The organism is Ekhidna sp. (genome assembly GCF_963691765.1).
Classification (GTDB): Bacteria; Bacteroidota; Bacteroidia; order Cytophagales; family Cyclobacteriaceae; genus Ekhidna.
The window spans coordinates 1,494,953-1,509,410 of record NZ_OY829375.1 but is presented as its reverse complement, the minus strand read 5'-3'; the positions used below and the strand labels follow the sequence as shown (position 1 = coordinate 1,509,410).

Genomic DNA, 14,458 nt, shown 5'->3' with positions numbered 1-14,458 from the left:
TTTATAAATGACTCTAGAGATGAGTCTATAAACCCAACGAAATGAAAAAGAACAACCTGATTCTGATTACAGCAATTGCCTCTCTTGGAGGACTTTTGTTTGGCTATGACACTGGTGTTATCAACGGGACTCAATTTTATTTTAGTAAGTACTTTGAGCTAACTGATGGAATGAAGGGGGATATCGTTAGCAGTGCACTTTATGGCTGCGTAATAGGGGCTGTATTTTCAGGGTTTATAAGTGAGTGGATTGGAAGGAAAAAATCTTTAATTATATCTGCAATTTTATTCACCATTTCGGCTTGGGGTTCTGGACTTCCTTCCTTCTTACCAGAAAGTTTGAATTTGCTCATTTTCTTTCGATTGATTGGAGGTATAGGGATAGGGGTAGCATCGATGAATGCACCTATGTACATTGCTGAAATCTCTCCCAGTGCCAAGCGAGGTAAAATGGTGACTTTCTATCAGATGGCAATAGTCACCGGTTTTTTTGTAGTCTTCTTAGCCACGTACATGATTGGAAATTCTGGAGATCTGGAATACCGCATTGCCAATGGTTGGAGAGACATGTTCTGGTCAGAATTAATTCCTTGTGGGCTATTTCTAGTCCTATTGTTCTTTGTTCCCAAAAGTCCAAGATGGCTGGTACTTAAAGGCAGAAATGAGGAGGCAAAGGAGCTATTAGAAAAAATGCATGGGTCAGAAGTAGCAGCATCAGAATTTGATCAAATATCAGAGTCGATTGAGAAAAGTGATACCTCATCGATGGCTAGTATTACTAAAAAACCATTTTTATTCATCGTCCTAGTTGGAACAGCACTCTCGGTGCTTCAGCAATTTACAGGGATCAATGCGGTACTGTATTATGGAGCAGACATTTTCGAGAAAGCTCTTGGATTCGGTGAGGAAGACATCTTAGCACAGCAGATTTTACTTGCAGGTGTCAATTTTGGATTCACATTCCTGGCCATGTTCACAGTGGATAAATGGGGAAGAAAACCATTAATAATAGTTGGCTCTCTGGGCATGATTTTAGGGTTCGGCTTACTAAGTATTACACTAATGACCGAATCAGTTGGAGTGCTTTCATTGCTGGGAATCTTGATATTCATTGGCTCATTTGCAATGTCTATGGGACCGGTGGTTTGGGTTCTATTATCAGAGATGTTTCCAAACAAAATACGAGGCATAGCCATGTCAATCGCAGTTGCCGCACAATGGCTTTTCAATGGCTTTGTGGCTCAAACATTTCCTCGTGTGATGGGTAGCGAAGTAAATAACGCCGCACCTTGGAACGGGTCTTTGCCTTATTTCATTTTTATGGCATTCATAGCATTCACCATTTTCCTTACGGTAAAGTTTATTCCTGAGACCAAGGGGAAATCTTTGGAAGAATTGGAGAGTGTTTGGAAATCTTAATAGTTCACGTGCCGATCGATCACCTCTTGGTGAATATCAGCAATCGTAACCAGGATGGCGGTTTCTTCCACATCTCCAAAATCCGGATTTTTGGCGGTTCCAAACGTCATCATTGTTGACGAAAGGCTCATGTAGATGTTAATAAGAGGAGGCACAAATTCTCCTCTCTCTTTAAGTAGCTTGTGTAAGAGTTTAAATCCCTCTTGATAATCCATGCCTGATGTAAACTGCTCATTAAAGATTGATGAGTCGAAACCTGAATAAAGTTCCTCCTTAGGCTGGCATAAGTTCAATTTGTTTGGAAAATAGTGTTGCATGAAAGAAAGCAGGATGTCACGAGCTTCAGAGTTGTAGCTGGTATACATCGTTACTTTCCCAAAGAAGTACTTTATCTCGGGAAACTGAGTGGTTAGGCACCCGAGGCCATCCCAAATATTCATCAAAGCAAAAAGCCCTTTTCGAGGGTTAATAGAGGGCTGATAGTTAGGTTGTACCCATGACCTTCCAAGCTCTATCGAGTAAGGAAGGAACTCATCCTTCATCTGATTTGAAAAATTGAAGTAGTGAGCAGTGGATAGTTCGAATTCGCCGGTTTCAGGATCTTTTGCTCTTTCTCCGGTAATGAATCGATACCCGCCTATGATCTCTCGATCTTCAGGACTGTATACTACAAGCTGTTCATAGCATCTTTCGCACGTATCTGCTTCATCAATATCCACTTCTTCTCCTGTGCCACCGCCGGCATAGCGAAACGAAACCTCTCGTAGCCTTCCTATTTCGCGCATGGTATTAGGAGAGTTGTGATGATTTACAATGTAGATCTTGTTATTCCCCTTGTTGGTATCGCGAACAAAACGATCATCATTGAGCTCTTGCTCTATTAGGTCTCGATCAATTGGAGGTACTATTTCTCGTTGTTCACTCATCTATGCTTGTGCCTTCTTCAATTTATATACTTCTTCTTTCGTCCATTGCGCCCATTCAAAATCAGTCTTCTCCTTCGAGAATGTCTCAGACGAGATTGGAGTACCAACTACTATGTCAATTTCCTTGTCTTGTTGTTTGAATAGTTCATCGGCAAGAAGAAACATTTCTATGTTCAATTTAATGCCTAAAAATTTTCTGATGCGAGCCAGACGATAGAATCGCTTGGTGAGCCTCCCATCAATATGAACGGGAATTACCGGCTTGCCATATTTTTTTGCCTTGGTTACAAATGTTTTTTTCCATTCCAGATCCATCACCTCGCCATTGATTTCACGACTTACCAATCCGGCAGGAAAAAGAAAAGTAGCTGTTCCGGAAGCAAATTGTTCTTCTACTTTTTGTAGCGATTGTGAGGCATTTCGACCAAGCTTATTAACCCCTACAAACTTCTCTTTAAGGTTAGTAACCGCCATAAGCAGATCGTTGACGATAAAGCTAATATCGGGTCTAATATCTTTCAACAAGTATATGATCGTTATCGCATCCATACCTCCAAATGGATGATTGGCAACAAATATGCAGCTTTCTGGCGCCTGAGGAATGTTCTCAACTCCCTTTATATCAAGCTGTAAGTTCAACTCTTTCACTGCATTTTCACAAAATCGAAACGCATCCGAATTTTCATTCCTATGCATGAAATCATTGATACGATCTTGGTGTATGATTCGCTCTACCCAACGGATAATAAATCCAGGAAGCCACTTCAAAATAGTTGGGTTTTTATCGGCGATTAGCCTGCGAACTTCTATAAACTTCTTCATTGCCAAAAGCAATGATAAAATGGTTTCTGGGTTTGGGCAAGAAGAATATCAATCGTAATATTGCGATAATGAAAAAATACATTGCAGAGCTCATCGGAACTTTTGCGCTAGTACTTGTTGGTGCTGGTTCGATTGCAATTGCATTGCCACATTTGTGGATATCTGTTGCTTTTGGACTAATAGTGACCTTGATGATCTTGTGTTTTGGAAATATTTCCGGAGCACATATCAATCCTGCGGTTAGTATTGGATTCTACTTGCTAGAGAAAGATCGTAATGCACTGCTATTCATTCCTTTTCAATTAATAGGAGGTTTATTAGCAGGACTTTTATTGTTCGTCTGCCTGCCGGAGAATTTAACCTACGGAGAGACTATGCCTACTTGTGGAATATGGCAAACGTTCATGATAGAAGTGTTCATCACTTTTATTTTGATGCTTTCGATATTGCTCGTAATCCAAACCAATAACCTGAAAGTTATTGCTGTAGTCGTCGGATTGGTAGTCTTTCTAGCGGCCTATTTTGCGGGTCCGTTTACTGGCGCTTCTATGAATCCTGCACGATCATTTGGCCCGGCAGTAGCTTCAGGTACTATTAATTTTTTCTGGATTTACCTTATCGCTCCAATTTTAGGAGCTATCATTTCAGTCCCTTTTTTCAATATATTTAAGAAAAAAGCAACTAAATAATTTAAACATCGTAATATTACGATATATGGGAATTAGTAAAACAGATTTATTCACAGAAAAGCAAAATGAATTGGCTCTTGTAGCAAAGGCTTTTGCACATCCTGCTAGAGTCGCAATCATTGAATATTTGATTAAAGCGAACCAATGCATCAACAGTGATCTGGTAGAAGAGTTGGGTTTGGCCCAAGCAACAATTTCTCAGCACCTGAAAGAATTGAAGACGGTAGGGATCATTCAAGGGACGGTAGAAGGGACTTCAATGTGCTATTGTATCAATGCGGAAGTATGGAATGGGGTTAAGAATAGGTTGCAAGGCTTGCTTGACAGCTATGCCCCTCCAGAGTGTTGCTAAAAAAATTTAAACAAATTAATCGTAATAATACGATATAACGATAATAACTTAAATACAATAATTATGGAACAATTTAAATTTCATGTTGGTCTGAATGTGTCAGACATAGATCAGACAACCAGTTTTTACAAAAGACTTTTTGGGCAGGAGCCTGTCAAAGTTGAAAGCGGCTATAGCAAGTTTGAATTAGATAATCCCGGACTTGTCATCTCATTTATCGAATCAAAAAATCCAAGTCCTTCTTTTGGTCATATGGGGATAAGAGTAAATACGCAAGAAGAATTAGCTGAAAAGAAGAACGAACTTGAGGACTTAATGAAAATAGAGCTTGAAGAAAAAAATACCTCTTGCTGCTTTGCTGTACAGGATAAATTCTGGGTTAAAGATCCGGATGGCTACGAATGGGAAGTATACCATTTTCTCAAAGATGACGACAAGATGGGAGGCAGACAATCAATCTCTGAAGAAAATAAGGAACTTGTAGGATGTTGCTAATTTCGAGGGCCGAAAGGCCCTTTTTGCTATGAATAAAGAAATCAAAAAATACATTGATCAGCTGGATCATCAAATTGATGATTCAAGAAAGGAAGTACTCGATGTGCTTGCCAACTACATCAAATCAAATGATCACCCTAAGCTCAACTTTATCTGCACGCACAACTCGAGAAGGAGTCATTTGAGCCAAATTTGGGCCCAAGTAATGGGTAATTATCACGGGATCAGTCTTTCAACATATTCAGGAGGTACCGAAGCTACTGCTTTCCACCCAAATGCTGTTGCTGCATTAACACGCGCAGGATTTAATATATCACAAGATGGTGGTGAAAATCCGAGATACAAAGTATCCTATTCTGATCAGGAAGAACCCATGATTTGCTTCTCAAAAACATACGACGATTCGTTCAATCCTCAATCAGATTTTGCTGCAGTGATGACGTGTTCAGATGCGGATGAAGGGTGTCCTTTTGTGCCCGGAGCAAAAGCAAGAATTAAACTATTTTATGAAGATCCGAAGGTGGCTGACGGCACACCGGAAGAAGCAAATAAATACGATGAGAGGTGTGCGCAAATAGCGGCAGAAATGCAGTATATATTTTCTTCAATAAAGTAACTTAAAAGAGAATTTATTTTGAATTGGTATTGTTTATAAAGAAACGAATTTGATATGCCAATTCCAGCTCATCTTTCTCCTGCAATACCTGAATCAGATCTTCCACGAATAGTTATAGTTGGAGGTGGTTTTGGAGGCCTCAATCTTGCGAAATCATTGAAGCATGTAAAGGCACAAGTTGTACTCCTAGACAAGAACAACTTTCATACATTTCAGCCATTGCTCTATCAAGTGGCGACGGCTGGGCTTGAACCTGATTCCATAGCAGGACCACTCAGAAAGTCGTTCGAAGGAAATCCAAATTACTATTTCAGGATGGTAAAAGTCACCGGGGTAGATCCAAAAAAAAATGAAGTAATTACGAGTATAGGAAACTTAACTTATGACTATCTGGTACTCGCTAATGGTTCAGTGACAAACTACTTCAATAAGAAAGACTTTAGGCCTAAAGTCCTTCCTCTGAAACGCATCGTTCATGCCTTAGATGTGAGAAGCCACATCTTGCAAAATTTTGAACAAGCGGTGATGACAAAGGATGAAAAAGAGCTGGAAAAGATGATGAACATCGTAGTAGTTGGTGGTGGACCTACAGGTGTGGAGGTAAGCGGTGCTTTGGCAGAGCTTAAGCGTTACATACTTCCAAAGGATTATCCAGATCTTGATTTTTCAAAAATGAAAATTCACCTGATCGAAGGATCTGAAAGGCTGCTCAATGGGATGAGTGATTTTGCAGGGAAAGAGGCGCTAAGCTACATCCAGAAAATGGGCATTGATGTACAGTTAAACACTTTTGTGGAAGACTATGATGGGGATACGGTAACGTTGAATAGTGGAACAATTGAAACTGCAACTGTGGTGTGGTCTGCCGGTGTTAGAGGAAATGTAGTTGATGGGCTTGACGAATCTTCTGTGACAAGGAGTCGAATTTTAGTTGATGAATTCAACAAAGTAAAAGGCACGGATAATGTTTTTGCTGTTGGAGATGTTGCGATGATGCAGACGGATAAATTTCCGAATGGACATCCAATGGTTGCTCCTGTAGCAATGCAGCAAGGAAGGCATCTTGCCAAGAACTTGAAAAACCTGATAAATGGTCAAAGCCCACAGGAATTTAAATACTTCGATAAGGGATCTATGGCTACGATTGGAAAGAACAAAGCCGTTGTAGATATGCCAAACGGAATGAAGTTCAAAGGTTTCTTTGCTTGGATTATCTGGATGTTTGTTCACATCATGTATCTGATAGGCTTTCGAAATAAGTTAATCACTCTTAACAACTGGATTTGGAGCTATTTGACTTACGACAAAGGAACAAGATTGATCATCAGGACTTTCAACCGAAAGTTTATTCGCAGGCCGAGTGTTCGTTAACAAGATTTAACACCGAAAATCCTTCGTTTTTTCCTTACTTCAAATGGTTCTTTAATATTTGAACTCAAATCATATTTTTGCAGGCTAAAGTCAAAGTGAATAATGGAAGAGCAAGTACTAGATAAAGATCTTCAAAAGGAACATCAGCAAAAGATCCATAAAGTAATTTCCGAAGTAGGGAAAGTGGTTATTGGCCAGGAATACATGGTCAATCGCTTATTAGTGGGTCTATTTACTCAGGGACATATTCTTTTAGAGGGAGTTCCAGGTCTTGCTAAGACACTTACAGTAAATGCACTTGCGGATGTATTGAAATTAGATTTTCAAAGAATCCAGTTTACACCAGACTTGCTACCAGCAGATTTAGTAGGTACGATGATCTACAATCAGCAGAAGGCTGAGTTCGAAGTAAAGAAAGGTCCAATCTTCGCCAATTTGATATTGGCTGATGAGGTTAACAGATCTCCTGCTAAGGTTCAATCTGCATTGCTTGAAGCCATGCAGGAAAAGACGGTTTCTATCGGAGAGACTACTTATAAACTAGATAGGCCATTCCTAGTAATGGCTACACAAAACCCAATCGATCAGGAGGGAACCTATCCATTGCCTGAGGCACAAGTAGATAGATTCATGCTTAAGATTCATGTAGACTACTTGAGCAAAGAAGACGAGATGGAAGTGATGAGACGTATCTCTAACTTAAGTTTCAGTCCGCAATTAGAAACGGTACTCACGAAAGAAGATATTTTCTCTATCAGAAATGAAATCAATCAAGTGACCGTTTCTGAATCCATTGAGAAATACATTATCGAATTGGTGTTTGCTACGAGAAACCCATTAGAGTACAAACTGGATGAAGAAGCGCAGTACATCCAATTTGGTGCTTCGCCAAGAGCATCCATCAACTTGAATTTGGCTGCGAAGGCGATGGCTTTCTTCAACCAAAGAGATTATGTCTTGCCAGAAGATGTTAAAGAAATCGCCGATGATGTCCTCAATCACAGGATTCTATTAAATTATGAAGCGGAGGCTGACGAAGTAACCACACATGACATTATTAAGTCAATATTGTCGAAGGTTAATATTAGCCAGTAAATAGTAGAATATTAAGTTTTAAGGCCCATTAGACAATGTCTGATGGGCTTTTTTTATTTAGCTCTCCATTCTCTTAACACTGTCTTAATATTCCTAATATCAGTTTAATAGAACAAGATATTCTTTTAACCCTTTCATAACAGCTAAGCCGACCACAGGTAATATCTGAATTTCATTTTTGCGATTACAAATTGATCTATCAAACATATTTAAATCGCAAAACGAAATGAAAAAATTATTTGCTATCGCAATGTTGATCACAGGAACCTTAGTAATGGTTTCTTGTGGTGACGATGACAGTTCGCCAGCACCAACTGATGCAGAACTTCAGGAAGCGGCAATTCAAGCTGTAGTAGACGCTGTAGGTACTGAGGTATCAACTGATGCAAATGCGGCTGGAATTGATCCATCTGATTCAAACTTCGACTGGACGCTTACTAGCGGTGGTGGAAGAATCTCTCAAAATGAAGATCCAGATACAGTTTATTATGAGGCTAACATCTCAGAAGACGCGACTTGGTCTGCAGATGTAGTTCACCAATTAGACGGAAGAATCACTGTACTTGACGGTGTAACTCTTACTATTGAAGCTGGTGCAGTAGTTACTGGTAACGAAACACTTGAAGGAGTAAATGCTGCTGTGCTTATGATTGCAAGAGGTGGAACACTTAATGCAATTGGTACTGCTGCTGAGCCAATAATCATGACTACTACTGCTGATGATGGAACTTTAACTGCAGACGATAAAGGAAAATGGGGTGGTCTAGTTATGCTTGGTAACGCTCCTATTTCAGATGAAACAGTTCCTGCTCAAATCGAAGGTGTACCTGCAGATGATACTAATGGTCTTTACGGAGGAACTAGCGCTAATGATAACTCTGGTACTATCAGATATGTATCTATTAGACACGGTGGTGCTATCATCGATGCTGCTGCTGGTGATGAAATCAACGGATTCACTCTTGGAGGTGTTGGTTCTGGTACTACTATCGATCACATCGAAATCTACGCAAACAGCGATGACGGAATCGAATTCTTCGGAGGAAACGTTGACGTTGACTACTTAGTAGTAACTCAAGTTGGTGATGATGCTATCGATATCGATCAGTCTTACTCTGGCGAAGTATCTAACTACCTAGTTACTGTGGATGCTAACTCTGACGAAGGTCTTGAAATCGATGGAAGAGAAGGTGATCTTCTTGGTGGAAACGATGACAACTTCACATTGACTAACGGAACTATCCAAGCTGAAGGTGGTGCTTCAATTACTTGTGATTTTAAATCAAAAGCAAGAGGTACTGTCAGCAACCTAAATGCAAATGGTGGTACTGTTAAATTATCTGCTTCTTTTGACACAGAAACACTTACTTCTGAAGAGGATGCAGCACAAAATGTTATTGATGGAAATCTTGTGTTTGAGATGGTAAATGCTGCTTTCTCGGTATACACTGACGATTTCGAATAAATATTTGAATACACAAACATTACATATTTGAATATGAGCACCTTGATTTTTATCAAGGTGCTTTTCCTTTTTTAAAACAAAAGATTACATATAAGGGATCAATTTAATTTTTTTGAAATGAAGAAAACAACGCTTTTTACTAGTCTGCTATTATTTGCAGGGCTATTTTCATTCGCTCAAGATGGATTCTTGAGAGGAAAGATAATAGATGAAACGACTGGAGAGGCTTTATTTGGAGCAACAGTAGTTAAGCAAGGTACCACTATTGGAGCAGTTGCCGATTTTGATGGTAACTATTCTTTATCGCTACCTGGGGGTACTCATACCATAGTTTTTCAATCAATTGGTTTTCAAAATATTGTGATCCCCGATGTAACAATCGAAGCGGGTGAGGCTACAATCCTTGAAATAGTAATGAAAGAGGATGTACAGCAACTCGGAGAAGTTGTCGTGACTGCACAGGTTGTCAGAGACAATGAGGTTGGAGTAATGTTGGTTCAAAAGAAATCAATCAATACTTTGGATGGAATTTCTTCTGCGACTTTCAAAAAAATTGGAGATAGTGATCTTTCAGGTGCAATGAAAAGAGTCACTGGGGTTTCCGTTCAAGGCGATAAATATGTCTATGTAAGAGGTCTTGGAGACAGATATACTAAGACATCTATAAATGGGATGGTAATTCCAGGACTAGACCCAGATCGAAACGATGTTCAAATCGACATTTTCCCAACTGGAATCCTTGAGAATGTTCTTGTTTACAAGACGTTTACACCTGATTTGACTGGCTCTTTTACCGGCGGACTGATAGATATCCAAACGAAAAGTTTCCCAGAAGAAAAATCATCTTCGGTATCTTTTAGTGTAGGGATTAATCCAGATATGCATTTCAATTCTAATTATTTAAGCTACAGTGGATCTTCAACTGATTGGTTAGGATTTGATAATGGACAGCGGGAATTGCCCGTATCATCAAATGTAGAGCTTCCTCAAAGCAGTGAAACTACAAACCTCTTTGATCCAACCTTGGCTGGAACAAGAAGTACCAGTTTCATGAATACCAGCTTTTCATTTAGTCATAGAAACCAGATCGTTGGTAAAAAATTCACATGGGGCTACAACGCTCTATTCACATACAGAAACAGAATTAGCTACTTTGAAGGGTTTGAAAGAAGAAGATATGAGAGAGATGGAACTGGTGATGAAGTTGAGCTTTTAAGAGACTTTACGGCTATCGGTGACCTTTCTACAGATGAGACGCTATGGAGTGGATTAATTTCACTCGCTGCCAAAACGGATAAAACTACTATTGGAACCAATATCCTTCATATCCAGAATGGCCAAAGCTCTGCACTAGACAGAACAAGAAGTAATACTTCACTGAATAATCCTACCTTCTTGTACAACGATATTTTAACCTATGCGCAGCGCCAAATGACCAATAATATCTTATTTGGTAAGCATCAGTTAAATGATAAATTGAAATTGGAATGGACAAATTCAATTATCTTCTCAAGGCAGTACGAGCCGGACTATAGAGAAACTGCAATTAATGAAGATGATGGTCAATTAGGATTCAGAAACGGCGGCTTAATCAATAGATTCTGGAGAGAACTTTCTGAAATAAATGAAAGCTTTAAAGTAGATCTAGAATACAAACTGAATAAAAACAATAAGATCAAACTTGGAGGAGCGTATTCTTACAGAGATAGAGAGTTTGACGTCTTTAACTATTCATACGGTAACCTTTTAACAAGCAATGTGGATAGCACAGATCCAAATGATTTGCTTCCAGAAAATGTGATTAGCAACGACCGCACAAATGGATTGTTTATACAGAATGCAACAGATCCTAGTAATGCTTATGATGGAAAGCAGAATCTAACTGCTGGATACATCATGAATGAAATGGCGATTACGGAGAAATTTAAATCAATATACGGCGTAAGATTAGAGTCTGTAAATATGTTCTATACTGGAATTGTGGAACAAGAAGATGGATCACAAGCACCAGTCGACAATAGAAAGACTTTGAGTAGAACGAACCTTTTGCCATCGGTTAGTCTTATTTACAATCTTAGTGATGAAATGAATCTTCGCGCTTCTTTTAATAAGACGTTGGCACGTCCTTCTTTCAGAGAAAAGTCGGAAGCTTTTATTGCAGACCCAATTACTGGTATTTTCTTCATCGGTAACATTGATACGAAACAGGCGGAAATATTGAATTATGATTTAAGATGGGAATACTTCTTTACTCCAGGAGAAATGGCTTCAGTATCGTTCTTTTATAAAGACTTCACGGATCACATTGCTATTGTGGCTTTTGATGTTGCTCCGAACCAGGTTACACCAAGAAATGTAGGTTCGGCTCGTGCATATGGTACAGAGGTTGAATTCAGAAAAAGACTAGATTTTATTAATGATAGATTCAGCAATATTATGATTGGAGGTAATTATTCATACACCATATCACGCGTGGATAGAAGAACAGTAACAGTAAGTGAAACTGGTGAGAATGAATATGAAAGCGAAGTAAATTTTAGAGGTTCAGCAGATGGTGTAAGGAGGTTTAGAAATATGAGTTTACAAGCTCCATTTTCTATTAATACATTTTTAAATTATGAACTTCCTAGCCAAGATCTTTCCGCGAATCTATCCTATAACGTTCAAGGAGAGACTTTAACGTTTGTAAGTGCTGCAAGGGTGCCAGAAGTGTACACTAGGCCTTTCCATTCTTTAAACTTTAAGGTATCAAAAAATATTACTGACAAGTCAATTGTAAGCTTAAGGGTAACGAATATTCTAAACGATGATAATGATCTAATATACAAGTCAGATGGTCAGGAGGAATTGTTTTCCAAGCAGCAGCCTGGCAGGCTTTTTACCCTCAAATACACATATAATTTTTAAGATTTAGAGTTATCGATAAATAGAAAAGTAAGCCCTTAGCGGGGCTTATTTTTTTGCACTAGCTTTTTTCAATTTGCTTGATCTGCTCTTTAAGACTGAGATTAACTTCTTCCAACTCTTTGATTTGGCCTAGATACTTCTGACGCTCACTTTCGATGACAGTGTCCCTGTAAGCCGAACTGAGCTTGTCTGATTCTGATTGGTTAGAGGCGATTTGTTTTAGCAAATCGTTGATGTAGAATTCCTTCTTAAAATCCAGCAGCATAGAAAGCGCCTGATCTTTGTATTTTTCGTTTTCCAGACCAAGAAAAAAGTCTGTGCCACCTTGGCCATCACTCGACTGAGTAAATATCTCTAAGTCCACATTTCCGTCCGTATTGCTAGATGGAACGGTCACCTTGTAATAGGTTTTCATATTCAAAGGATTGGCAAATTCCCTTGCATATTTCCACCAGCCTTTCCGAACGTCCTCCCATGCAAAATCAAAATTTGTTCTATATCCCGTCAATGACTTACCTTCCAAACTCAACTGAGCAGAAGTCGCCTCGACAGAATACTTTTTCTGAGCAAAAAGTGATGTGATAGCGAACAAAAGAACGTATCCAAGAGTATGTTTATAAACGAATTTTCTCATGTCTTCAACAAATCTAAACGACCCAATCAAAACAGTACTAATTACCGGTGGAACAGGCCTTGTAGGAACACAGCTTAGTGCACTCCTGACCGATAATGGGTATAAGGTTACACACCTCTCTCGCAACCCAACGCAAAAACATTACCAGTCATTTTATTGGGACGTAAAAAAAGGTGAAATAGATGACGAAGCAATTACTTCTGCAGATGTAATTATTCATCTTGCAGGCGCTGGCGTGGCAGACAAACGATGGTCAAAAGAATGGAAGAAAGAAATTTATGACAGTAGAATAGATTCTACGAGGCTACTAAAAGAAAAAGTAGCAAAGCTAAATCCTAACTTAAGTCACTTCATCTCAGCATCTGCAATAGGGTATTATGGTTGGGATACTGGTGATAAGTGGCTGGACGAGAATACTTCCAAAGGGCCCGGGTATCTTGCTGATGTAGTCAATGATTGGGAAAAGGAAGTTGATGCGTTCAACGAATTGAAAATTAAAGTTGCAAAAGTTAGAGTTGGTATTGTACTGAGCAGTGATGGAGGTGCGCTAGTTGAATTGATGAAGCCAATCAAGTTTGGTTTTGGAGCAGCTTTATCACCTGGGAGCCAATATATGAGTTGGATTCACACTGCAGATTTGTGTTCAATTTTTTCGCACATACTCGAAAATTCTTTGGAAGGGACCTATAATGGTGTTGCGCCAATTCCTCGTACAAATGCAGAATTCACTAAGCACGTAGCTTCATCATTGAAAAAACCACTTTGGCTGCCGAATGTTCCTAAATTCGCACTTAGATTGATTGTGGGAGAAATGGCGGATATATTAGTGGGCGGTAATCGTGTGTCTAGTAGGAAAATTGAAGACACAGGATTTAATTTTCAATTTGCGACGTTAGAAGATTCGCTTAAAGATTTACTACACTGACATGGAAGAAAAGAAGAAGATAAGTAAAGAAGAAGAAGCTAGAATCCTTGAAGCATTCAAGGAAAAAAATTGGAATGAAATCAAGAGTGCAGACTCTTGGGTTATTTTTAAAGTGATGGGCGAGTTTGTTCAGGGATTTGAAAAGATGGCCAAAATTGGGCCGTGTGTTTCAATCTTCGGATCGGCAAGAACAAAGCCGGACAATAAATACTATAAAATGGCCGAGGAAATCGCGGCAAAAGTAGTACGCCATGGATACGGAGTTATTACAGGAGGAGGACCAGGTATCATGGAGGCTGGAAATAAAGGAGCCAATGCACAAGGCGGAAAATCTGTGGGATTAAATATTGACCTGCCTTTTGAGCAAAGCAATAACATTTACATAGACATTGATAAGAGCATTGACTTTGATTATTTCTTTGTGCGCAAGGTCATGTTTGTAAAATATTCACAAGGGTTTATTGTTCTGCCAGGCGGATTTGGAACAATGGATGAACTTTTTGAGGCATTAACCCTTATTCAAACAAAGAAAATAGGAAGATTCCCGATTGTCTTAGTCGGTAGAGAATATTGGACTGGATTAGTCGACTGGTTAAAACAAGTGATGCTCGATATGGAAGGAAATATTAGCACCACTGATCTCGACCTTTTCAATGTGGTGGATACAGCAGAAGAAGCAGTTGGAGTAATTGATGACTTCTACAGCAAATACAACTTAAGTCCTAACTTCTAATAGCCAGAAA

14 protein-coding genes are annotated in these 14,458 nt (G+C 39.2%); 11 read left to right on the top strand and 3 right to left on the bottom strand.

Annotated elements, in window-relative coordinates; genetic code table 11:
• Positions 1 to 41: 41 nt before the first annotated feature.
• Positions 42 to 1,418, top strand: a complete 1,377-nt coding sequence (locus tag ACY650_RS07090; protein ID WP_462253169.1) for a sugar porter family MFS transporter — start codon at positions 42 to 44, stop codon at positions 1,416 to 1,418.
• Here ACY650_RS07090 and ACY650_RS07085 read toward each other — a convergent pair.
• Together ACY650_RS07085 and ACY650_RS07080 are read right to left on the bottom strand one after the other, a co-directional pair.
• Complete coding sequence (locus tag ACY650_RS07085) at positions 1,415 to 2,344, bottom strand: GNAT family N-acetyltransferase (protein WP_462253167.1); 930 nt, start codon at positions 2,342 to 2,344, stop codon at positions 1,415 to 1,417. The genes ACY650_RS07090 and ACY650_RS07085 overlap by 4 nt on opposite strands.
• A complete protein-coding gene (locus tag ACY650_RS07080) occupies positions 2,345 to 3,166 on the bottom strand; it encodes a 1-acyl-sn-glycerol-3-phosphate acyltransferase (protein ID WP_462253165.1) in 822 nt (273 codons plus the stop codon). It abuts the gene before it with no gap.
• A 68-nt stretch (positions 3,167 to 3,234) separates the two neighbouring features.
• Here ACY650_RS07080 and ACY650_RS07075 point away from each other — a divergent pair, with 68 nt between their 5' ends.
• The 8 genes from ACY650_RS07075 (at position 3,235) to ACY650_RS07040 (ending at position 12,156) form a co-directional block, all read left to right on the top strand.
• The gene (locus ACY650_RS07075; RefSeq protein WP_462253163.1) at positions 3,235 to 3,855 is read left to right on the top strand and encodes an MIP/aquaporin family protein; all 621 of its coding nucleotides are present in this window, start codon (positions 3,235 to 3,237) and stop codon (positions 3,853 to 3,855) included.
• A gap of 25 nt (positions 3,856 to 3,880) precedes the next feature.
• Positions 3,881 to 4,207 carry an ArsR/SmtB family transcription factor gene (locus tag ACY650_RS07070; protein ID WP_462253161.1) on the top strand — a complete coding sequence of 109 codons (327 nt, stop codon included), beginning with the start codon at positions 3,881 to 3,883 and terminating at the stop codon, positions 4,205 to 4,207.
• Between the two features lie 63 nt (positions 4,208 to 4,270).
• Positions 4,271 to 4,702: an ArsI/CadI family heavy metal resistance metalloenzyme gene (locus ACY650_RS07065; RefSeq protein WP_462253159.1), complete on the top strand. Its 432-nt coding sequence runs from the start codon at positions 4,271 to 4,273 to the stop codon at positions 4,700 to 4,702.
• A gap of 28 nt (positions 4,703 to 4,730) precedes the next feature.
• Positions 4,731 to 5,318 carry an arsenate-mycothiol transferase ArsC gene (locus tag ACY650_RS07060; protein WP_462253157.1) on the top strand — a complete coding sequence of 196 codons (588 nt, stop codon included), beginning with the start codon at positions 4,731 to 4,733 and terminating at the stop codon, positions 5,316 to 5,318.
• Between the two features lie 54 nt (positions 5,319 to 5,372).
• Entirely contained in the window at positions 5,373 to 6,689 is a 1,317-nt protein-coding gene (locus tag ACY650_RS07055) for an NAD(P)/FAD-dependent oxidoreductase (protein ID WP_462253155.1), read from the top strand.
• 102 nt (positions 6,690 to 6,791) lie between these two features.
• Complete coding sequence (locus tag ACY650_RS07050; protein ID WP_462253153.1) at positions 6,792 to 7,784, top strand: AAA family ATPase; 993 nt, start codon at positions 6,792 to 6,794, stop codon at positions 7,782 to 7,784.
• Positions 7,785 to 8,010: 226 nt separating this feature from the next.
• Complete coding sequence (locus tag ACY650_RS07045) at positions 8,011 to 9,249, top strand: hypothetical protein (RefSeq protein ID WP_462253151.1); 1,239 nt, start codon at positions 8,011 to 8,013, stop codon at positions 9,247 to 9,249.
• A 117-nt stretch (positions 9,250 to 9,366) separates the two neighbouring features.
• Positions 9,367 to 12,156: a TonB-dependent receptor gene (locus ACY650_RS07040; protein ID WP_462253149.1), complete on the top strand. Its 2,790-nt coding sequence runs from the start codon at positions 9,367 to 9,369 to the stop codon at positions 12,154 to 12,156.
• Between the two features lie 58 nt (positions 12,157 to 12,214).
• Here ACY650_RS07040 and ACY650_RS07035 read toward each other — a convergent pair whose 3' ends face one another.
• Positions 12,215 to 12,790: a hypothetical protein gene (locus ACY650_RS07035; protein ID WP_462253147.1), complete on the bottom strand. Its 576-nt coding sequence runs from the start codon at positions 12,788 to 12,790 to the stop codon at positions 12,215 to 12,217.
• Here ACY650_RS07035 and ACY650_RS07030 point away from each other — a divergent pair.
• Both ACY650_RS07030 and ACY650_RS07025 read left to right on the top strand, forming a co-directional pair.
• Positions 12,789 to 13,715, top strand: coding sequence for a TIGR01777 family oxidoreductase (locus tag ACY650_RS07030; protein WP_462253145.1), 927 nt, complete (start codon positions 12,789 to 12,791; stop codon positions 13,713 to 13,715). The genes ACY650_RS07035 and ACY650_RS07030 overlap by 2 nt on opposite strands.
• A gap of 1 nt (position 13,716) precedes the next feature.
• Positions 13,717 to 14,448: an LOG family protein gene (locus ACY650_RS07025; protein WP_462253143.1), complete on the top strand. Its 732-nt coding sequence runs from the start codon at positions 13,717 to 13,719 to the stop codon at positions 14,446 to 14,448.
• Positions 14,449 to 14,458 lie beyond the last annotated feature (10 nt).